This window comes from Pseudoruegeria aquimaris (assembly GCF_900172235.1).
GTDB lineage: Bacteria > Pseudomonadota > Alphaproteobacteria > Rhodobacterales > Rhodobacteraceae > Pseudoruegeria > Pseudoruegeria aquimaris.
On the sequence record NZ_FWFQ01000010.1, the window covers coordinates 70,825 to 90,375 of the forward strand.

General features: G+C 67.3%; 16 protein-coding genes and 1 tRNA gene. 4 read left to right on the forward strand and 13 right to left on the reverse strand.

The features are described 5' to 3' along the window. Positions 1-211: 211 nt before the first annotated feature. From leuB to PSA7680_RS08680, 3 genes are all read left to right on the forward strand, one after another. A complete protein-coding gene (gene leuB / locus PSA7680_RS08670) occupies positions 212-1,318 on the forward strand; it encodes a 3-isopropylmalate dehydrogenase (RefSeq protein WP_085868315.1) in 1,107 nt (368 codons plus the stop codon). A 130-nt stretch (positions 1,319-1,448) separates the two neighbouring features. After that, complete coding sequence (locus PSA7680_RS08675) at positions 1,449-2,477, forward strand: DMT family transporter (protein WP_085868316.1); 1,029 nt, start codon at positions 1,449-1,451, stop codon at positions 2,475-2,477. Between the two features lie 87 nt (positions 2,478-2,564). Beyond that, a tRNA-Pro gene (locus PSA7680_RS08680) sits at positions 2,565-2,641 on the forward strand. Positions 2,642-2,754: 113 nt separating this feature from the next. On the opposite strand, the gene PSA7680_RS08690 is transcribed toward PSA7680_RS08680, so the two are convergent. The 6 genes from PSA7680_RS08690 to PSA7680_RS08715 all read right to left on the reverse strand — a co-directional run bounded on the left by PSA7680_RS08690 (position 2,755) and on the right by PSA7680_RS08715 (position 9,719). After that, entirely contained in the window at positions 2,755-4,575 is a 1,821-nt protein-coding gene (locus tag PSA7680_RS08690) for a beta-N-acetylhexosaminidase (protein WP_085868318.1), read from the reverse strand. Between the two features lie 191 nt (positions 4,576-4,766). Then, on the reverse strand, positions 4,767-5,765 hold the full coding sequence (locus tag PSA7680_RS08695) for an ABC transporter ATP-binding protein (RefSeq protein WP_085868319.1): 999 nt from the start codon (positions 5,763-5,765) through the stop codon (positions 4,767-4,769). Positions 5,766-5,769: 4 nt separating this feature from the next. Then, complete coding sequence (locus PSA7680_RS08700; protein WP_085868320.1) at positions 5,770-6,612, reverse strand: carbohydrate ABC transporter permease; 843 nt, start codon at positions 6,610-6,612, stop codon at positions 5,770-5,772. A 4-nt stretch (positions 6,613-6,616) separates the two neighbouring features. Beyond that, positions 6,617-7,534, reverse strand: coding sequence for a carbohydrate ABC transporter permease (locus PSA7680_RS08705; RefSeq protein ID WP_085868321.1), 918 nt, complete (start codon positions 7,532-7,534; stop codon positions 6,617-6,619). Positions 7,535-7,606: 72 nt separating this feature from the next. After that, on the reverse strand, positions 7,607-8,857 hold the full coding sequence (locus PSA7680_RS08710) for an extracellular solute-binding protein (RefSeq protein WP_139838592.1): 1,251 nt from the start codon (positions 8,855-8,857) through the stop codon (positions 7,607-7,609). Positions 8,858-9,077: 220 nt separating this feature from the next. Beyond that, positions 9,078-9,719 carry a GNAT family N-acetyltransferase gene (locus tag PSA7680_RS08715; protein WP_139838593.1) on the reverse strand — a complete coding sequence of 214 codons (642 nt, stop codon included), beginning with the start codon at positions 9,717-9,719 and terminating at the stop codon, positions 9,078-9,080. 168 nt (positions 9,720-9,887) lie between these two features. Between PSA7680_RS08715 and PSA7680_RS08720 the strand changes: the two genes are divergently transcribed. Beyond that, entirely contained in the window at positions 9,888-10,403 is a 516-nt protein-coding gene (locus PSA7680_RS08720) for a YdeI/OmpD-associated family protein (protein WP_085868323.1), read from the forward strand. A gap of 36 nt (positions 10,404-10,439) precedes the next feature. Here the strand turns inward: PSA7680_RS08720 and PSA7680_RS08725 are convergent, their stop codons facing one another. The 7 genes from PSA7680_RS08725 to chvE all read right to left on the reverse strand — a co-directional run bounded on the left by PSA7680_RS08725 (position 10,440) and on the right by chvE (position 19,487). Further along, positions 10,440-11,960: an aldehyde dehydrogenase (NADP(+)) gene (locus PSA7680_RS08725; RefSeq protein WP_085868324.1), complete on the reverse strand. Its 1,521-nt coding sequence runs from the start codon at positions 11,958-11,960 to the stop codon at positions 10,440-10,442. Between the two features lie 13 nt (positions 11,961-11,973). After that, positions 11,974-12,891: a dihydrodipicolinate synthase family protein gene (locus PSA7680_RS08730; protein ID WP_085868325.1), complete on the reverse strand. Its 918-nt coding sequence runs from the start codon at positions 12,889-12,891 to the stop codon at positions 11,974-11,976. A gap of 31 nt (positions 12,892-12,922) precedes the next feature. Continuing rightward, a complete protein-coding gene (locus tag PSA7680_RS08735; RefSeq protein ID WP_085868326.1) occupies positions 12,923-13,849 on the reverse strand; it encodes a Gfo/Idh/MocA family protein in 927 nt (308 codons plus the stop codon). Beyond that, positions 13,849-15,591: an L-arabinonate dehydratase gene (araD, locus tag PSA7680_RS08740; RefSeq protein WP_085868327.1), complete on the reverse strand. Its 1,743-nt coding sequence runs from the start codon at positions 15,589-15,591 to the stop codon at positions 13,849-13,851. The genes PSA7680_RS08735 and araD overlap by 1 nt, the downstream gene beginning before the upstream one ends. Positions 15,592-15,594: 3 nt before the next feature. Beyond that, positions 15,595-16,830 carry a multiple monosaccharide ABC transporter permease gene (gene mmsB, locus PSA7680_RS08745; RefSeq protein WP_085868328.1) on the reverse strand — a complete coding sequence of 412 codons (1,236 nt, stop codon included), beginning with the start codon at positions 16,828-16,830 and terminating at the stop codon, positions 15,595-15,597. 13 nt (positions 16,831-16,843) lie between these two features. After that, positions 16,844-18,364, reverse strand: a complete 1,521-nt coding sequence (gene mmsA / locus PSA7680_RS08750; RefSeq protein WP_085868329.1) for a multiple monosaccharide ABC transporter ATP-binding protein — start codon at positions 18,362-18,364, stop codon at positions 16,844-16,846. A 67-nt stretch (positions 18,365-18,431) separates the two neighbouring features. Then, positions 18,432-19,487, reverse strand: a complete 1,056-nt coding sequence (gene chvE / locus PSA7680_RS08755; protein WP_085868330.1) for a multiple monosaccharide ABC transporter substrate-binding protein — start codon at positions 19,485-19,487, stop codon at positions 18,432-18,434. Positions 19,488-19,551 lie beyond the last annotated feature (64 nt).

Sequence of the window (19,551 nt, forward strand, 5' to 3'; positions counted from 1 at the left end):
CGGCGGCACGCCGGGCAGCCCCCGCCCGCCCCCAAGGCGGGGGCTTTCGCCCCCACCACGGGCGAGGGCAGCCCGGCTCTGAGGTGAACCCTCATCGCGTTTCCAACAAATACGCGCCCTTGGGGCACCCTTGCCCTTCGCGCCGCTTGACCCCCTTTATTTCAAGGGGTAGGCCCTTTCCCGACATTTACTTGCGAGACGAGGCCTTCTGATGAGCAATCCCTCCCTTCTGATCCTGCCCGGCGACGGCATCGGCCCCGAGGTCATGGCCGAGGTCCGCAAGGTCATCGACTGGTTCGGCGCCAAGCGCGATCTCGCCTTCGACGTCTCCGAGGATCTGGTGGGCGGCGCGGCCTACGATGCTCACGGCACCCCGCTGACCGACGAAACCATGGCCAAGGCGCAGGAAGTGGACGCCGTGCTGCTCGGCGCCGTGGGCGGCCCGAAATACGACGCGCTGGATTTTTCGGTGAAGCCCGAGCGCGGCCTGCTGCGCCTGCGCAAGGAGATGGATCTCTTCTCCAACCTGCGCCCGGCGCAATGCTTCGACGCGCTGGCCGATTTTTCCTCGCTCAAGCGCGATGTCGTGGCCGGGCTCGACATCATGATCGTGCGCGAACTGACGAGCGGCATCTACTTCGGTGAGCCGCGCGGCATCATCAAGGAAGGCAACGAGCGCGTCGGCATCAACACCCAGCGCTATACCGAGAGCGAGATCGCCCGCGTGGCGCGCTCCGCCTTCGAACTGGCCCGCCGCCGGGGCAACAAGGTCTGCTCCATGGAGAAGGCCAACGTGATGGAAAGCGGCATCCTGTGGCGCGACGTGGTGACGGAAGTGCATCAGGCCGAATACGCCGACGTGGAACTTTCCCACATGTATGCCGACGCCGGCGCCATGCAGCTCTGCCGCTGGCCCAAGCAGTTCGACGTGATCGTGACCGACAACCTGTTCGGGGATCTGCTGTCGGATGCCGCCGCGATGCTCACCGGCTCGCTCGGCATGCTGCCCTCCGCCTCGCTCGGCGCGCCGATGGGCAACGGCCGCCCGAAGGCGCTCTACGAGCCGGTGCACGGCTCCGCGCCCGACATCGCCGGCCAGGGCAAGGCCAACCCGATCGCCTGCGTGCTGAGCTTCGCCATGGCGCTGCGCTACTCCTTCGACCAGGGCGCGGAGGCCGACCGCCTCGAAGCCGCCGTGGAGAAAGTGCTGGCCGACGGCGTGCGCACCGCGGATCTGCTCCAGGCCGAGGGCGAAACCCCGGTGTCCACCTCGGAAATGGGCGATGCGATCATCGCCGCTCTGGACGCCGGCCTCTGAGCCGCGGCACATACGGCGTTTTCCACGAAGGCGGGCCCCGGCGGGCCCGCTTTTTCGTTCCGGCGTCTTTACCGGGGCATCACATTGTCTATGGTCGGCCCAAAGCAAAGCTGATTTTCGAGAAGTCCCCATGTCCAAGATCTTGCCCGGCGGGAATGTCACCGGGGCCGTTTTCGCCCTCGCCGCCTACGGGATTTTTTCCACCCACGACGTGATCGTGAAGTTTCTCGGCGGCACCTATTCGCCGTTCCAGATCCTGTTCTTCTCCGGGCTTCTCGGATTTCCGCTGCTGGTGCTGATGCTGATCGGCGATCCCGACAAGGGCACGCTGCGGCCCGTCCACCCCTGGTGGATGCTGCTGCGCACGGCGGCTTCCATGGCCTCGGGCCTCGGGGCCTTCTACGCCTTCAGCGTCCTGCCGCTGGCGCAGGTCTATGCCATCATCTTCGCCGCGCCGCTGCTGATCACCATCCTGGCGATCCCGATCCTGGGCGAAAGCGTGGGACTCCACCGCTGGGCGGCCGTCATCGTGGGGCTCTGCGGCGTGCTGATCGTGCTGCGCCCCGGCGGCACGACGCTGGAACTGGGCCATGCCGCCGCCCTGCTCTGCGCCGTGGGCGGGGCGCTCAACTCGGTGATCGTGCGCAAGATCGGCCACGAGGAACGCAGCGCCGTGCTGCTGCTGTTCCCGATGCTGGCCAATTTCATCGTGCTGGGCGCTGTGCTGCCCTTCATCTACGTGCCGATGCCCATCGAGCATTTCGGCGGCTTCGCCCTGATCGCGGCGATGGCGCTTCTGGCCACCTTCTGCCTGATCCTCGCCTACCGCCACGGCGAGGCGGTGATCGTTGCGCCGATGCAGTATTCCCAGATCATCTGGGCCTCGGTCTACGGGCTGATCTTCTTCAACGAAACGCTCGACGGCCCCACCGCGCTTGGGGCCGGGGTCATCATCCTGTCGGGGCTCTACATCCTGTTCCGCGAAAGCCGCGGCAAGACCTCCAAAACGACCCCCGTGCTGCGCACGAGGACGCGCAGCGGCACGGGCAACCCGCTGCGGGTCGGCCCCTATCTGCGGGCGGCGCAACGGCGCGGCCAGCGCCAGCAGGCCGGCACCGGGGGCGCCCCATCGCGGCCCGCGCCGCTGCCCGAGGAGTAGGCGAAAAAATTTTCGGCACGGCGCCAAGATTCTGCTGAGTCGGGGTTGCCAAAGGCAAAGCTTGGTTATAATTCCCGGCCTCACGGTCGGAGTGTAGCTCAGCCTGGTAGAGCACTGTCTTCGGGAGGCAGGGGTCGGAGGTTCGAATCCTCTCACTCCGACCAATCAAAACAAGGCGCCTTGCGGCGCCTTTTTTGTTGACTTCACCCACGCCAAACGAAAACGCAGCCCCCATCGGAGGCGGCGCGGATTTGGTGCTACATTTGGACCGTCTGGCCTAAGCCTGCAGGGCGATGAAGCGTGCGAAATCCTTCTGCGAGGCTTTGGTCCAGCCGGTTTCGGCCACGGCGGCAAGGCGCGGGAAGGCGAGGGCTTCAAGGTCGGGCCAGCTGCGCACCTGCTCCGTCCAGAGGCAGGCCTGCACGCCTTCGATCTGCCCGCGGCGCGCGGCCGGAACGGCGGCTTCCGGGGCGAAGGCGTAGCTGTCGGCGAGGCTGGTGTGGCCTGCCCAACCGCTGCCCGCAGCCTCCCAATGAGGGCTTTCCGCGATGTCCAGATAGGTTGCCTGCGCCGGGCAGAGCACGAGCCTGTAGCCCCCTTCGGCCAGCTTTTCGGCCACCTCGACATCCTGCCAACAGAAGATCAGCGCCCCTTCAGGCTCGGCGCTCCGCACCCGCCCCTGCTCATCCCAGAGCGCGATGCGGCGGCCCTCGGCGGCCAGCCGGGCCTGCAGGCGGCGGAAGAAATCCTTCTGGAGGTCCAGCACCGGGCGCTCCCCGGCGGCGGCCAGCGCCACCGGCGAGGTGGCCCAGGCCCTGGCGGGCAGCTCATCGCCCCCGAGGTGGACCTCGGCGCCGGGAAACACCGCGAGCAGATCATCGAGGATCGCGCCCACCGTCTCCAGAGCGCCGGGCATCGCCGGGTTGAGGCTGTTGTTGAAGAAGTTCTGCACCGAGGCATAGCTGCGCGGCATTTCCTGCCCGTCCACCAGTTCGGGCATCGCGCGCAGAAGGGCCGTGGAATGGCCCGGCAGATCGATCTCGGGCATCACCGCGATGCCGAGGTTGGCCGCCGTCGCGACGATGCGCGCCATGTCGGCGGTGGAATAGGCCCCGACGTGGCCTTCCGGCCCGTCGCCCAGCTGCGCGGTGAGCGGCCGGCCGAAGCCGCGCTGCGCCCCGACCCCGGTGAGTTGCGGCAGCGAGGGGATTTCGGCGCGCCAGGCCTCGTCGTCCGTCAGGTGCCAGTGGAAGCGGTTCAGCTTGAGCCAGGCCATGTGGGCCAGCAGCCGCTCGATCTCGGACACGGTGAAGAAGTGCCGCGCGCAATCCAGATGCATCCCGCGCCAGCCGTAGGCGGGGGCGTCCTCGATCACCGAGCCCGCCGCCGGGAAGCCGAATCCGTGGGTGCAGCCCTCCAGCATCTGCGCCAGCGTGACGAGCGCGGGAAACAGGCCCTTTTCTCCGTGGGCCAGAGCGATCCTTTCCGTGCCGATTTCCAGCCGGTAGGCCTCCGGCGGCAGAGACGGATCCGCCCGCGGCTCCAGCACGAGGCCGCCGGGCTCCTGCAGCCGCCCGGCCGTCTTGCCGATCTCTCCGAGCACCCAGCGCAGCCGGTCCAGCGCGGCCCCCGCGGCCGAAAGGTCCACGGCCGGGCGCGCCTGCAGCCCGGACAGCGCCATGCCGTTGGGCCAGGGGGTGCAGCGCGGGCCGGAGAAGGGCTCCGGCACCGGGACGGGCGCGGCCGGAATGGCCAGTTCCGGATCCCGCCGCATCGAGGCGCAGGCCAGCACCTGCACATGGCCGTCCGGCAGGGCCAGCCATGCGCTCGCCGGGCCTTCGCCCACGTGGCGCGGGGAAAAGAAGAGATCGCCTACCGAAACGCAGGTCGCGCCAGGCTCCAGCACGAATTCAAGGTAGGAGCCATCGGCCACGGCGAGCGTGCCGCCGCGGATGTCATCGCCCGACAGCGGGTAGAGCTGCGAGGTGAGGCAGAGCCGCGTGCCTTCGGGCAGATCCACGGCCGCGGGGCCGAGATCCAGTTCGAGCCGCCCGTTGCCCGCGCCCGCGCGCCAAGTGGGAATGAGAGAATGTGTCACGCGCCTTGCTCCAGCCTTCAAAGAAACCTGCCGGATCGCTTGCGATCCGGAGCGCGCCCGGCCCCGCCCCCCCAGGGCGGGCGCGCTATTGCCCATCCGTTTCGCGCGCGGCTGCGTAGTGTGAGGCACAGCCGCCCCGCTTGCGAAGACGCGCCCACCCTCGGGGCCGGGCGCGCTCCTGACCGTTTCGCCTAGATCCGCCGCCCCTCGGCATCAAAGCGGTGCAGCGCGTCATCCGCCCAGCCGATCTTCACCGCCTCCTCCAGCGCAAAGCCGTGGGCGGGCGGCAGTTGCACCGTCACCCGCGCGCCCCGCACATCGACATAGGCGTAGGAGACCGGGCCGAGGTTCTCGATGGCCGCAATCGTGCCTTCCAGCGCGCCGTCGGCACCAATGCTCAGGTGTTCAGGGCGCACGCCCAGCGTGGCCGCGCTTTCGCCCGCAAGCCCCAGATCGGCCACGGAAAGCAGGTTCATCTTGGGCGAGCCGATGAAGCTCGCCACGAAGCTGTTGGCCGGGTGGTGGTAAAGCTCCATCGGGCTGCCCACCTGCTCGATCCGGCCAGCGCGCAGCACCACGATCTGGTCGGCCAGCGTCATGGCTTCCACCTGATCGTGGGTCACGTAGATGAAGGTGGCCGACATCTGCCGGCGCAGCTCTGCGATCTGCAGGCGCATGTCCACACGCAGTTCGGCGTCGAGGTTGGAGAGCGGCTCGTCAAAGAGGAAGGCCTTGGGGCTGCGCAGGATCGCACGGCCGATGGCCACCCGCTGGCGCTGCCCGCCCGAAAGATCCGCCGGCTTGCGGTCCAGGTATTCGGTGAGCCGCAGCATCTGCGCCACCTCGTCCACCTTCCGGTGGATCTCGGCCTTGGGCCGGCCCGCGACGGAAAGCGCGAAGCCGATGTTGTCGCGCACGGTCATCTGCGGGTAGAGCGCGTAGGACTGGAACACCATGGCGAAATCGCGATCCACCGGTGCCTCCTTGGCCACGTCGCGCCCTTCGAGGATGATCTCGCCGCTGTCGATCTCCTCCAGCCCGGCGATGGAGCGCAGCAGGGTGGACTTGCCGCAGCCCGAGGGGCCGACGAAGACCACGAAGGCGTTCTCGGGGATCTCCAGGTTGATGTCGTGCAGCACCTGCACCGAGCCGTAGGATTTGTTGAGGTGTTTGATGTCGAGCGAAGACATGGGGCTACTCCTTGACGCCGCCCTGCGTCAGCCCCTCGATGAATTGGCGGGAGGCGAGCAGGAAGGCGATGACGGTGGGGGCCAGCATGATGAGGATGCCGGCGAACATCAGGTGCCATTGCACGGAAAACTGGGCGCGGAATTCGGCGATACCGAGGGTGAGCGGGTAGAGCTCGCTGCTCTGAAGGAAGATCAGCGGCAGGAAGTATTCGTTCCACGCCTGCACGAAGCTCAGGAGCGCCACGGTGGCGAGCGCGGGACGGATCAGGGGCAGCACCACGCGCCAGTAGATCTGGAAGGGCAGCGCCCCGTCCATGCGGGCGGCGTCTTCCAGTTCGCTGGGCACGGATTTCAGGAAGGCCGTCAGGATGAACACCGCCACCGGCATCATCGAGGCCGACTGCACGAGGATCAGCCCGGTGAGCGTATCGAGCAGGCCCAGCCCCTTCACGATGGTGAAGAGCGGCGCGAGCGCGAGGCGGATCGGAATGATGACGCCGATCATGAAGCAGGCGAACAGCAGGGCGGAGCCCCGGAACGGCATCCGCACCAGCACGAAGGCCGTGGTGGAGGCGCAGAAGCAGACGATCACCACCACGCTCAGCGAGACGATGGCGGAGTTCAGGAAGTAGCCGCCGAAGTTCGCCCCCACCCAGGCCTCGGCATAGTTGGACCACGTCCACTCCGAGGGCAGCGCCAGGGGCGCGCGGTAGACTTCGCCGAGGTTGGGCTTGAACGAGTTGATCACCGCCACGCCGAGCGGGATCAGCACCACGCAGGCCCAGGCGATCAGGATGAACTGGACGGCAAGCTGTTCCTTGCGCGAAAGGCTGAAGATCTTGTGCATCGGGTCAGTCCTTCCGCAGGTTCTTGAGCGCGAGGAACAGCGCGGCGGGCAGGATCAGGATGGCCGTCACGAGGCCGATGGCCGCCGCCATGCCGAAATTCACGTTCACGCTGGTGGCAGAGCCGCCGAAGGAGGTGCGGAAGAGGAAGGTGCCCAGCACATCCGTGGAGCGCAGCGGCCCGGCCTCGGGCCCCATCAGCAGCAGCGTGTAATCGGCATTGTTGAAGACATCGACCATCACGATCACGGTGATCAGCACGAAGGCCGGCGCGAGCACGGGGAAGACGACGGCCTTCAGCATCCGCCAGCGCGAGGCGCCGTCGAGCATGGCCGCCTCCAGCAGGATCACCCGCACGCCGACGATGGCCGAAAGGATCAGCACGATGGCAAAGCTCATCCGGTGCCAGGCGTAGAACATCGCCAGCGTCGGCAGCGCCAGATCGGTATCACCCAGGAAGCCGATGGGGGCGTCCCACCAGCCCAGCGTCTTCACGAAGAAGGTGTTGATGGCCCCGCGCGGCTGCACCATCAGATCCAGCAGGAAGGCCACGGCGGCGCCCGCCAGCGGATAGGGCAGGAAGTAGATCGCCCGGTAGGCTCCGCGCCCATTGGTGCCGAAGGAAAGCAGCAGCGCCAGAAGCGAGCCCAGAAGCAGCATCGAGCCGATGATCAGCACGAACATCCAGATGTTCTGCACCAGCGCGTTGACGAACTGATCGCGGTAGTAGGGCTCCAGCGCGAGCTTGCGGAAGTTCTCAAGCCCGACGAAATCCGCCGAACCGACCCCCGGCCAGTCCACGAGGCTCAGGCCCAGGAGCGCCACCAGCGGCAGGAAGTTGAAGATACCGAACAGCAGCACGCCCGGCGTCAGCAGCGCGATCCGTTGCAGGTTGGCCTTCCGGTTGTAGCTCATCTTCGCCATGCGTTTCCCCGTCACCCTTCAAGGTTCGGGCGGGCCGATGGGGCCCGCCCGTTTCACATCGCGGCCCTGCGCTTACTGGCAGTTCGCCGCGCCGGCATAGCCCCAGGAGTTCAGACCGGCCTGGATCTTGGCAGCCAGATCCTCCGGAGTGATGGAGCCGTTCAGCAGCTCCTGGTAGCCGTCGGCCACCAGCTGGCCGTAGCTCGGTTCACCGGAGTTCAGCGCGTAGGCGAAGAAGGGCGTGGCTGCGGCGGAGTTGTTGGCCACGAGGCCCGCGATCTCTGCAAGGCGCGGATCTTCGATGGCGTAGTCACCGCCGTAGACGGGCAGCTCGCCCACCTTGGCCGCGAAGAGCTCGGCGAACTCCTTGGTGGTGGTGAAGGCCAGCACCTTGTTGACCGCCTCGGCGTGCTCGGTGTTCGCATTGGCGAGGTAGGAGCCGTCACCGAAGGCGTAGACCTTGCCGTTCTCGCCCGGCACCGGCATGAAGCCGATTTCGAGGTTCGGGTCGATCTCGTACATCGGCGAGGACGGGCCGGAGGACCATGCGCCGTCGATCATCATCGCGGCTTCGCCCAGCGCCACGGCGGTGCGCATGGCGCCGTAGTCGTCGGCCAGCGGCGCGGCGTTCATGTAGCCGGCATCCATCCAGCCCTTAACGGTGGCGAGCGTTTGCACGAAGGCGGGATCGGTGAAGCAGACGGAGCCGTCGATCAGCCCCTGCGCGGTGGCGTCATCCACCAGGCCGGCCGTCATCACTTCGCCCACCACCTGGTTCAGCCACCAGCCGGAGCGGCCGCCGAAGCTGAAGGGGGTGACGCCGGCGGCTTTGAGCTTCTCGGCGGCTGCGTTCAGCTCATCCAGCGTTTTCGGCTCTTCGATGCCGTTGGCCTCGAACACGCCCTTGTTGTAGAGGATGCTCTCCATCTGCACGGCGAAGGGCACGCCGTACTGGGTGCCGTCGGCGCCCTGCCCGGCGGTCAGCGTCGCGGGGGCCAGCGCGGAAAGATCGATGGACGGATCCAGCGGCGCGACGATGCCCGCCTCCACGAAGCTCTTGAGCCAGGCGGCGCCGGCGCGGCCCTGGAACATGTCCGGCCCGCCGTCCTGCAGATCGATGCGCAGCTTGGTGTCGTAGTTGTCGGCCGGGATCCGGACGAAGTTGATCGTCACGCCGTCCACGAGGTTGTTTTCGGAGATGTGCTCCCAGAGCGGGATTTCCTGCTCACGCCAGGAATAGAGGGTGATCTCCTGGGCCGCGGCTTCAACGGCGAAGCTCGCCATCAGCCCGGCCAGAACGAGTTTGCCAGTGGTTGCAGTCACGGATCGAGTCCTCCCTTGGATCAAATTGGCATCACAAAGGTATCTAATTTGTGCGCTCACGCAAGACCTATGCGCGTGACGTGGCGCAAACCACCCGCAAACGGCTGTTTCCAAGGAGAATTAGGAGCGTCACGCACCGGCAACCCGAGCCGGCCACCCCAAAAGTGGTATTATTTTTGGCCTCATTGGTATCTTTTCGAAAGAGCAATGCGCCGCGGAATCAGGCCCCCGCGTCGGCGCTACCCGCCGTCGGAAGACTGCGCGCGACGAAAACCGCCCCCGGCCCGCCCACGTCGGGCACGCGGACAAATCCCAGCTTCTCGTAGAAGCGGAGCGCGCGGGCGTTGCCGGCGGCCACGCCGAGGTGTATCCCCGGTGCCCCGGCCCGCGCGAGGCTGTCGAGCAGGGTTTCCATCAGCGGGCGCGCCAGCCCGGCGCCCTGCGCCCGCGGCAGCAGATCGATATGGCCGTGCGCGGGCCAGCCCGCCAGCGCATCGGGAAGCGCCTCGGGCGGGCAATGCACCCAGCGGCGCAGCCAGTCGCTGCTCTGCCAGCGGCCCCTGTCCGGCCCCGGATCCCGGTGCGCCGCCCGCAGCCGCGGCCACCACTGCGCCTCCTGCCAGGCGGCAAAGGCCCGGCTGTCGGGCACGCCGACCGCGTAGCCGCAGGGCCCTGCGTCATCCTCCACCACGAAGGCGTGGGCCGGGCTGTGGCGCAGGTAGGGATCGAGGAAGATCTCGGGCAGCAGGCCGGGCTCGGCCTCGACACCCCGCGCATCCTCGCCCCCCGCGCCCGTGCGGATACAGATCTCGCGCAGGGCCTCGGTATCGGCCTTCAGGTAGGGGCGGATCCTGCCGGACATGTCTAGCTGCTCCCGTTTCGATGTGCCCGCTCTATCCCATGCGAGTGTGCGGGGCGGCAAGCCGGTCAATCGCCGAAAGACGATGCCCCGAACCAACGCCCTGCCCCGATGCGGCTGGACCCTGCCCCCTGAAACACTAGGATTCCGCCCGCGCGCAGGAGTGACGGCATGGACCCCTACCCATTTCATTTTGAAGCCCCGATCGAGCGGCACGGTGTCGGACGGGTGCGCAAGGTGCACTACAACGTGATGTTCCTGCCCGATGAAATTGCCGCGCGCCTGCCACTGAAGGCCCATCCAAGGCTGAGAATCGAAGGCGAAATCGCGGAGATGCCGGTGGCCAATGCCTTCATTCCCGCCGGCGACGGGCGGCACTACGTGATTGTCTCGCCCACCGTGATGAAGGCAGCCGGGCTGTCGCCGGGCGACTTCGCCGAGATGCGTTTTGCCATCGCCGATCAATCCCATGTCGAGATACCTCCCGCGCTTGCAGGCGCGCTCCAGGCCAACGAGCGCGCCGGGCGCGCTTTCGCGGCGCTCACCCCGGGCAAGCGGCGCATGCTGGCACAGCACGTGGCTTCGGCGAAAACCGAAACCACCCGCATGAAACGGGTGAACGAGGCGCTGGAAGCGCTCATGGATCACGGGGCGGACCTGCGCGCATGGCGCCGGGCGCAACGCTGAACGCCCGGTCAGCCGATCATCTTCAGCCTTGCCCCCTCAGCCGAGCCCCTTCAGATCTTCGGGCAGCAGGGCCTCGGGGATGTTCTGGTAGCACACGGGCCGCAGGAAGCGGCGGATGGCCAGCGTGCCCACGGAGGTGGCGCCAAAGTTGGTGGAGGCCGGGTAGGGCCCGCCATGCACCATCGCGTCGGCAACCTCCACGCCGGTGGGGAAGCCGTTGGCCAGCACCCGGCCCGCCTTGCGCTCCAGCACGGGCATCAGCTGCGCCGCGCGCGGGGTATCCTCGGGCTCCATCTGGAGCGTGCATGTCAGCTGCCCCTGAAGCGCGCGCGCGACGGCCAGCATTTCCTCCGCGCCGGAGACCTCGACGACCATCCCGAGCGGTCCGAAGACCTCTTCGCCGAGGGTGTCGTTGGCCAGCCATTCCGCGCCGGTCGTCGCGAAGAGATAGGGCGTGGCGTGGCGCAGATCGCAGGTCGTGGTAAGCACTTCCCGCACGCCGCTGGTGGCGGCCACGCGGCTCCGCCCGGCACGGTAGGCCTGCGCGATGCCCTCGGTGAGCATCACCTGCGGGCCGACCTCGGCCAGCGCCGCGCGGGCGGCTTCGAGGAAGGCGGTGGCGCCTTCGCCGCGCTCCACCACCACGATGCCCGGGTTGGTGCAGAACTGCCCGACGCCCATCGTCAGCGAGCCCGCCCAGCCCTTGGCGATGTCCTCGCCGCGCGCGGCGAGAGCGCCCGGCAGCAGGAACACCGGGTTCACGCTGCCCAGTTCGCCGAAGAAGGGGATCGGCTCCGGGCGGGCGGCGCAGAGATCGAAGAGCGCACGCCCCGCGCCCAGGCTGCCGGTGAAACCCACCGCCCGGATCAAGGGGTGCTGCACCAGAGCGGCGCCAAGATCGTTGGTGTTGCCCTGAATCAGACTGAACACGCCGGGATGCAGGCCGCAGGCGGCGATGGCAGCGGCGATCGCCTCGGCCACGATCTCCCCCGTCCCCGGGTGCGCCGGGTGCCCCTTCACGACGACGGGGCAGCCGGCGGCCAGCGCCGAGGCGGTATCGCCGCCGGCGGTGGAGAAGGCCAGGGGGAAGTTGGAAGCGCCGAACACGGCCACCGGGCCGATCGGGCGCTGGATCATCTTGAGATCGGGGCGCGGCAGGGGCGCGCGTTCCGGCAGGGCCGGATCGTGGCGCACGTCCAGATAGGCGCCCTCGCGGATGTGGGCGGCGAAGAGGCGCAGCTGGCCCGTGGTGCGGCCGCGCTCACCTTCGAGGCGGGCGGCGGGCAGGCCGGTTTCCCGCGTGCCGATGTCGGTGATCTGCGCGCCGCGGGCCTCGATTTCATCGGCGATGGCCTCGAGGAAGGCCGCGCGGCTCTCGCGGCTGCCGTAGCCGTAGGTTTCGAAGGCTTCCTCGGCGGCGGCGCAGGCCGCCGCGACCTCAGCCGCCCCGCCGTTGGCGACGACGGCCGCAGGGCCCTCCACGGGCTGCGAGGTGAAGGTGCTCTCGGAGCCGGTCCAGGTGCCGGCGATCAGGTGCTTACCCGTAGGGGAATACATGGGCGCCCTCGTGCTACTTGCCCCAGCGCAGGGCGATCAGATCCAGTTCGCGCGCCAGCGACATGAGGCGCGCCTTCGTACGCGGCGCCAGCGGCTTGAGCGGGTGGCGCACGTGATCCGAACCGATCACTCCGCCTTCCATCATCACCGTTTTCGCCGCACGCAGCCCGCACTGGCGGTTTTCGTGGTTGATGAGCGGCAGGCACAGCTTCCACTGCGCCAGCGCCGCATCGAGGTTGCCCGCGCGGTATTCGGTGACGATGGGGCGGATCTTCTCGGGCTGCAAGGCGGAAGTCATGGTGCCGGTGCAGCCTGCATCCAGATCCGCCAGAAGCGTGGCCGCTTCCTCGCCGTCGAAGGGGCCGAGGACATGCGCGCCCCCGGCTTCGATCAGCGCGGCAAGCTTGTCGGCAGCGAAAGGCATCTCCATCTTGAAATAGGAGACGTTCTCGATCTCCTTCGCCATGCGCGCCAGCAGCGGCACGGAGAGCGTGCAGCCCGAGAGCGGTGCGTCCTGCACCATGATCGGGATGGACACCGCCTCCGACACGGCCGCGAAATGTTCGAAGATCGCCTCTTCGGAGGGCACCAGCCCCACGCCGTGATAGGGCGGCATCATCATCAGCATGGCGGCGCCCAGCGCCTCGGCCTGCCGTGCGCGGGCGGTGACGATCCCGGTGGCGAAATGGCTGACCGTGACGATCACCGGTACCCGCCCCGCCACATGCTCGAGGCTGACGCGCGTCAGGATGTCCCTTTCCTCGTCGGACAGCAGGAACTGCTCGGAGTAGTTGGCGAGGATGCAGATCGCGTCCACCCCCTGATCGATCATGCAGTCGAGCACCCGGCACATGCCTTCGGGATCGATCGATCCATCGGCATGGAAGGGCGTGGGGGCGACGGGAAGGATACCGGTGAGCGGCGTTTTCATCTCAGCTCTCTTCTGGTGGGGGCAGCCGCGGCTACCAGTGGAACGGCGCGACGCTCACGCGGCGGCCCAGGGTGAAGGCATCGGCCACGTGGCGCATGGGGGCGAGATCCATGTCGATCCCGCCGGCCTGCACCAGCGCGGCCATCTGCGCGTAGAGGCGCGGGTATTCGCCGGTGAGCCCCGGCGGCGCGGCCTCCGGCGCGGCGCCGTCGATCGTCAGTTTCGCGCCGCCGTCTTCCAGCAGCATGTAGCCGGCCTCGGTTTCGGCCTCGATCGTCCATTCCGGCGCGCCTTCGGCCAGCCAGTCGAAATGCGCGGTGACCTCGGCCCCCTGCGGGTGGAAGAAGGCCATGTCGGCGCTGATCGGGGTCTGCCTGTTTTCCGGGAACCGCAGCTCGGCGGTCGTGAGGTGGATCGGATCGGGCAGGATCTCGGTGACGATCGAGAGCGCGTTGATGCCGGGATCGAAGACGCCCATGCCGCCGGGCTCGAAGATCCAGTCCTGCCCCGGATGCCAGTGGCGGACGTCCTCGCGCCAGCGCACTTCCAGCCGCTTCAGCGGCGCGGCGGCGAGGAAAGCCCTGGCGGCGGCCACCTGCTCGGCCTGGCGGGAGTGCCAGGTGGCGTAGAGCGAAACCCGGTGCGCGCGGGCCAGCGCTTCGAGCGCGTGGCACTCCGACAGCGTGGCCCCCGGCGGCTTCTCCAGCATCACGTGACGGCCGGCACGGATCGCCTCGGCGGCATAGGCGAAGCGGGGCACCGGCGGCAGGCAGAGCGAGACCACGCGGATCTCGGGCCGCTCCTGCAGCATGGCGGTGAAATCCGTGTAGGCGGGCACGCCGTCCACCGTGCCGTGGCGGGAGACCGTCGCGGCGAGCTTCCAATCCGGGCTGGCATCGATCGCGGGCACGTGCTGGTCCACGGCGATCTTTCCGATGCCGACGAGGGCGATTTCCATCAATGCGATTCCTTTCCTACGGCCGAACCCCGGCAGCCCTTGAGGAAATCCAGATCCGCGCCGGTGTCGGCGCCTTCCACATGGGCCTGGTGCAGCCATTCATACCCTGAAGGCGGCACCGGGTGCGAGGGTGCCCAGGCCTCCAGACGGGCGGCCAGCTCGGCCTCCGTGATGTCGAGGTGCAGGCGGCGGGCGGGAACGTCAAGCTCGATCATGTCGCCATCGCGCACCACCGCCAGCGGGCCGCCGGCCGCAGCCTCGGGCGAGGTGTGCAGGATCACGGTGCCATAGGCCGTGCCGGACATGCGGGCATCGGAGATGCGCACCATGTCGGTGATGCCCTTGCGCAGCACCTTGGGCGGCAGGCCCATGTTGCCCACTTCGGCCATGCCGGGGTAGCCCTTCGGCCCGCAGTTCTTGAGCACCATCACGCAGGTCTCGTCGATGTCGAGATCCTCGTCGTCGATCCGGGCCTTGTAGTCGTCGATATCTTCGAACACCACGGCGCGCCCCCGGTGCTTCAGAAGGTGTTCCGAGGCGGCCGAGGGCTTGATCACCGCGCCCTTGGGGGCGAGATTGCCTTTCAGGACGGCGATCCCCCCCTGCGGCGTGAGCGCCTTCTCGACGGGGCGGATCACGTCCGGGTTCCAGTTCACCGCATCCTTCACGTCGTCCCAGATCGGGGTGCCGGCCACGGTGAGCGCCTCCTTGTGCAGCAAGCCCGCCTCGCCGAGGTGCTTGAGCACCACGGGCAGGCCGCCGGCGTAGAAGAACTCCTCCATCAGGTAGTCGCCCGAGGGCATCAGGTTCACGATGGTGGCCACGTCGCGGCCGCAGGCGTCCCAGTCGTCCAGCGTGAAATCCACCCCCACCCGGCCCGCGATGGCCAAAAGGTGGATCACCGCGTTGGTGGAGCCGCCGATGGCGCCATTGGTGCGCACGGCGTTCTCGAAGGCCTGTTTCGTCAGGATGTCGGAGGGCTTCAGATCGTCCTTGACCATCTGCACGATCCGGCGGCCCGACATCTGCGCCATCACGCGGCGACGGCTGTCCACCGCCGGGATCGCGGCATTGCCCGAAAGCGCCATGCCCAGCGCCTCGGCCATGCTGGCCATGGTGCTGGCGGTGCCCATCGTGTTGCAGGTGCCGGTGGAGCGGCTCATGGACTGCTCCGCCTCAAGGAATTCGTCCTGCGTCATCTCCCCGGCCTTCACGGCCTCGGAGAATTTCCAAAGGTGGGTGCCCGAACCCACGCGCTCGCCCCGGAAGTAGCCATTGAGCATCGGCCCGCCGGTGACGACGATGGAGGGGATGTCGGTGGAGGCCGCCGCCATCAGCAGCGAGGGCGTGGTCTTGTCGCAACCCACCAGCAGCACCGCGCCGTCGATCGGCTGGCCGCGCATCTGCTCCTCGATCGAGAGGGCGGCGAGGTTGCGATACATCATCGCCGTAGGGCGGAAGGTGTTTTCCGACGCCGAGAAGGCGGGCACTTCCACCGGGAAGCCCCCGGCCTCCCAGATCCCGGCTTTCACCTTTTCGGCCAACTCGCGCAGGTGGCCGTTGCAGGGGGTGAGATCGGACCACGTGTTCATGATCCCGATCACCGGCCGCCCGTCGAACAGGTCATGCGGGTGGCCCTGGTTCTTCAGCCAGCCACGATGGTAGATCGCATCGCGCGAGGTGCCGCCATACCATTCCTGGCTGCGCAGCCGGCGGGGCCATTTCGCGGGTTTGAATGCCATGGATCAGCCCTGCTTGCTCTTGTTGTAGACGTCGAAGATCACGGCGGCGAGAAGGACGAGCCCCTTGATCATCTGCTGGTAGTCGATGCCGATGCCCATGATCGACATGCCGTTGTTGAGAACCCCCATCAGGAAGGCACCCACCACGGCCCCGACGATCTTGCCCACACCGCCCGACATCGAGGCCCCGCCGATGAAGACGGCGGCGATCACGTCAAGCTCCAGCGCGAAACCGGCCTTCGGCGTGGCGGTGTTGAGCCGCGCGGCGAACACCAGCCCGGCGGCGGCGGCAAGGATGCCCATGTTGACGAAGGCGAGGAAGGTGAGGCGTTCGGTCTTGATGCCCGAAAGCTTCGCGGCCTTCTCGTTGCCGCCCAGCGCGTAGATGCGGCGGCCCAGCGTCGTCTTCTCGGTGAGGAAGGCGTAGATGATCGTCAGAACGCCCATGGTGATCAACACGTTGGGCAGGCCCCGGAAGGTCGAGAGCTTGTACATGATGAACACCAGCGCAAGGCTCACGATGGCGGTGCGGGCGATGAAGAAGGCCCGCGGTTCGTCCACGATGCCGTAGGCCCTGTTGCGCGCGCGCTTGCGCAGCCCCATCCAGACGATCACCGCCGCCGCGATCACCCCGGTGCAGAGCGCCAGCACGTTCACCTTGCGCGCATCGAACAGCGGCGCGAGGCGTTCGCCGATCGCGGGCGGGAAGATGTCAGGCACGAAGCCGTTGGCCAGCACCTGGAATTCCTTCGGGAAGGGGCCGACGGACTGGCCTTCGAGCAGCCAGAGCGACAGCCCCCGGAACACGAGCATGCCCGCCAGCGTCACGATGAAGGAGGGGATCTTCCAATAGGCGACCCAATACCCTTGCGCCGCGCCGATCACGCCGCCCACCACGAGGCAGATGGCGATGGTGGCGAAGACAGGCAATTCGTGGTTCACGATCATCACCGCGGCCAGCGCGCCGATGAAGCCCATCACCGAGCCGACCGAGAGATCGATGTGCCCGGCCACGATGACGATGAGCATCCCCAGCGCCATGATGATGATATAGCTGTTCTGCAACAGCAGGTTGGTGATGTTGACGGGGCGCAGCAGCGTGCCGCCCGTCACGATCTGGAAGAACACCATGATGGCGATCAGGGCGATCAGCAGCCCGTATTCGCGCAGGTGGCTCTTGAGGTATTCGCCGACGCCCTTGGGCGCGGCGGCGGTCTCCGTGGTCTCTGCCATGGCCATCCCCGGGATCTCCTTATTCGGTCACGATGAGCGACATGATGCGCTCCTGGCTGGCCTCTGCGGCGGTCAACTCGCCCACCAGAGCCCCTTCGTTCATCACGTAGATTCGGTCGCACATGCCCAAGAGCTCGGGCATCTCGGAAGAAATCATCAGCACGCCTTTGCCCTGGGCAGAGAGCTCGTTGATGATCCCGTAGATCTCGAATTTCGCTCCCACGTCGATGCCGCGAGTCGGCTCGTCGAGGATCAGCACCTCCGGCCCGGCGAAGAGCCACTTGGAGAGCACCACCTTCTGCTGGTTGCCGCCCGAGAGGTTCATCACCTTCTGGAACACGCTGGGTGTGCGGATGTTCATCGCGGCACGGTACTTCTCGGCCACGGCGGTTTCTTCGTTCTCGTTCAGGATACCGCCTGCCGAGACGCCCGCCAGATTGGCCAGCGTCACGTTGCGCTCGATGGTTTCCTCAAGGATCAGGCCGAGGCTCTTGCGGTCCTCCGTCACGTAGGCCAGCCCCGCCGCGATGGCCTTGGGCACGCTGGAGAGATCCGCCACCTGGCCGCGGATCCTCGCTTCGCCGGATATGTTGCGCCCGTAGGAGCGGCCGAAGAGGCTCATCGCCAGCTCGGTGCGCCCGGCGCCCATCAGCCCGGCGATTCCCACGACCTCGCCCGCGCGCACGTTGAAAGCGGCGTCGCGGATCACCTGCCGTTCGCTGTGCTCCGGATGCCAGACGTTCCAGCCAGAAACCTCCAGCAGCATCTCGCCCGCGCGCCTCTCGCGCTCCGGGTAGCGATGCGCCATGTCCCGGCCCACCATATCGCGCACGATGGCGTCCTCGGTGATCGGCTGGCTGCGCGCATCCATCGTCGAAACGGTGGTGCCGTCGCGGATCACGGTGACGGTATCGGCCACGCGGCGCACCTCGTTCAGCTTGTGGCTGATGATGATGCTCGTCACGCCCTGCGCCTTCAGCTCCAGCAGCAGATCCAGAAGCGCCTGGCTGTCGGATTCCGACAGCGCCGCCGTGGGCTCGTCGAGGATCAGCAGCCGCACCTCCTTGGAGAGCGCCTTGGCGATCTCCACGAGCTGCTGCTTGCCGACGCCCAGCTTGTCCACCAACGTCGTCGGCGCCTCGCTCAGGCCGACCTTCTTCAGCAGCCCTTCGGTGCGCCGGAAGGTGCCCTGCCAGTCGATCACGCCGCCCCGGGCCTGTTCGTTGCCGAGAAAGATGTTTTCCGCGATCGAAAGCAGCGGCACCAGCGCCAGCTCCTGGTGGATGATGATGATGCCCCGTTTCTCGCTGTCCGCGATGTCGCGGAAGGCGGCCACGGCGCCGTCGTAATGGATTTCGCCTTCGTAGCTGCCATGCGGATAGACCCCGCTCAGCACCTTCATCAGCGTGGATTTTCCCGCCCCGTTCTCGCCGACCAGCGCGTGGATTTCCCCTTCGCGGACGGTGAGATTGACCTGATCGAGAGCTTTCACCCCCGGAAAGGTCTTGGTGATCGAGCGCATTTCAAGAAGCGCGGCCATGCCTGTGCTTGCTCCGTCTTGCGGCCCGCCCGGATCGGGCCGGGCGAGCCTTGTGGTTGCCTTGCGCCTACTTGATCTGATCCATGGTGTAGTACCCGGAGCCGATCAGCAGCTCCTCCCAGTTCTCGGCCGTCACGGGAAGCGGCTCGAGAAGGTAGGAAGGCACCACTTTCACGCCGTTGTCGTAGGTGGTGGTGTCGTTGATCTCCGGCTCGCCGCCCTTGAGCAGCGCATCAACCATGCCCACGGTCACGCCGGCCAGCGCGCGGGTGTCCTTGAAGATGGTGGAGTATTGTTCGCCGGCGAGGATGGATTTCACCGAAGGCACCTCGGCGTCCTGCCCCGTCACGATCGGCATCGCCAGATCGCCGGAGCCGTAGCCCACGCCCTTGAGCGAGGAGAGAATGCCGATGGACAGCCCGTCGTAGGGCGAGAGAACGCCGTGCACGACGGCATCGGTGTAGTGGGCCGACAGCAGGTTGTCCATGCGCGCCTGCGCCACCGCGCCGTCCCAGCGCAGGGTTCCCACGGTGTCCATGCCCATCTGGCCCGACACGATGTTGATGGAGCCATCATCGATGAGCGGCTGCAGCACGCTCATGGCGCCGTCGTAGAAGAAATAGGCGTTGTTGTCGTCCGGCGAGCCGCCGAACAGTTCGACGTTCCAGGGCTTCACGCCGGCAAAACGCTCGTTCAGCCCGTCCACGAGCGTCGTCGCCTGCTGCACGCCCACCTTGAAGTTGTCGAAGGTGGCGTAATAATCGACGTTCTCGCTGTCGCGGATCAGGCGGTCGTAGGCAATCACCCGGATGCCCGAGGCGGCGGCGTTTTCCAGCGCGTTCGAGAGCGTGGTGCCGTCGATGGCGGCGATCACCAGAACGTCCACGCCCTTGGTGATCATGTTCTCGATCTGGGCGAGCTGGTTGGGGATGTCGTCTTCGGCGTATTGCAGATCGGTTTCGTAGCCGGCGGCGGCGAATTGCTCCACCATCGAGTTGCCGTCCGAGATCCAGCGCGCCGAGGATTTGGTGGGCATGGCGATGCCGACGGTGCCGTCGGCGTAGGCGGCGGTCGCGAACAGAAGCGCGGTGCCGGCCGAGGCCAGGATCGATTTGAGTTTCATGTGTCTCCTCCACTTGGATGCGCCGGAGTGTTTTGGCTAGGTGGCGCTTACTCCCTTTGGGCCG

Bases quoted from the DNA above. Each gene is read 5' to 3' on its own strand.
- leuB (WP_085868315.1), top strand. From the start codon at position 212: ATGAGCAATCCCTCCCTTCTGATCCTGCCCGGCGACGGCATCGGCCCC.
- PSA7680_RS08675 (WP_085868316.1), top strand. From the start codon at position 1,449: ATGTCCAAGATCTTGCCCGGCGGGAATGTCACCGGGGCCGTTTTCGCC.
- PSA7680_RS08695 (WP_085868319.1), bottom strand. From the start codon at position 5,765: ATGTCTTCGCTCGACATCAAACACCTCAACAAATCCTACGGCTCGGTG.
- PSA7680_RS08700 (WP_085868320.1), bottom strand. From the start codon at position 6,612: ATGCACAAGATCTTCAGCCTTTCGCGCAAGGAACAGCTTGCCGTCCAG.
- PSA7680_RS08705 (WP_085868321.1), bottom strand. From the start codon at position 7,534: ATGGCGAAGATGAGCTACAACCGGAAGGCCAACCTGCAACGGATCGCG.
- PSA7680_RS08715 (WP_139838593.1), bottom strand. From the start codon at position 9,719: ATGTCCGGCAGGATCCGCCCCTACCTGAAGGCCGATACCGAGGCCCTG.
- PSA7680_RS08720 (WP_085868323.1), top strand. From the start codon at position 9,888: ATGGACCCCTACCCATTTCATTTTGAAGCCCCGATCGAGCGGCACGGT.
- PSA7680_RS08725 (WP_085868324.1), bottom strand. From the start codon at position 11,960: ATGTATTCCCCTACGGGTAAGCACCTGATCGCCGGCACCTGGACCGGC.
- PSA7680_RS08730 (WP_085868325.1), bottom strand. From the start codon at position 12,891: ATGAAAACGCCGCTCACCGGTATCCTTCCCGTCGCCCCCACGCCCTTC.
- PSA7680_RS08735 (WP_085868326.1), bottom strand. From the start codon at position 13,849: ATGGAAATCGCCCTCGTCGGCATCGGAAAGATCGCCGTGGACCAGCAC.
- araD (WP_085868327.1), bottom strand. From the start codon at position 15,591: ATGGCATTCAAACCCGCGAAATGGCCCCGCCGGCTGCGCAGCCAGGAA.
- mmsB (WP_085868328.1), bottom strand. From the start codon at position 16,830: ATGGCCATGGCAGAGACCACGGAGACCGCCGCCGCGCCCAAGGGCGTC.
- mmsA (WP_085868329.1), bottom strand. From the start codon at position 18,364: ATGGCCGCGCTTCTTGAAATGCGCTCGATCACCAAGACCTTTCCGGGG.
- chvE (WP_085868330.1), bottom strand. From the start codon at position 19,487: ATGAAACTCAAATCGATCCTGGCCTCGGCCGGCACCGCGCTTCTGTTC.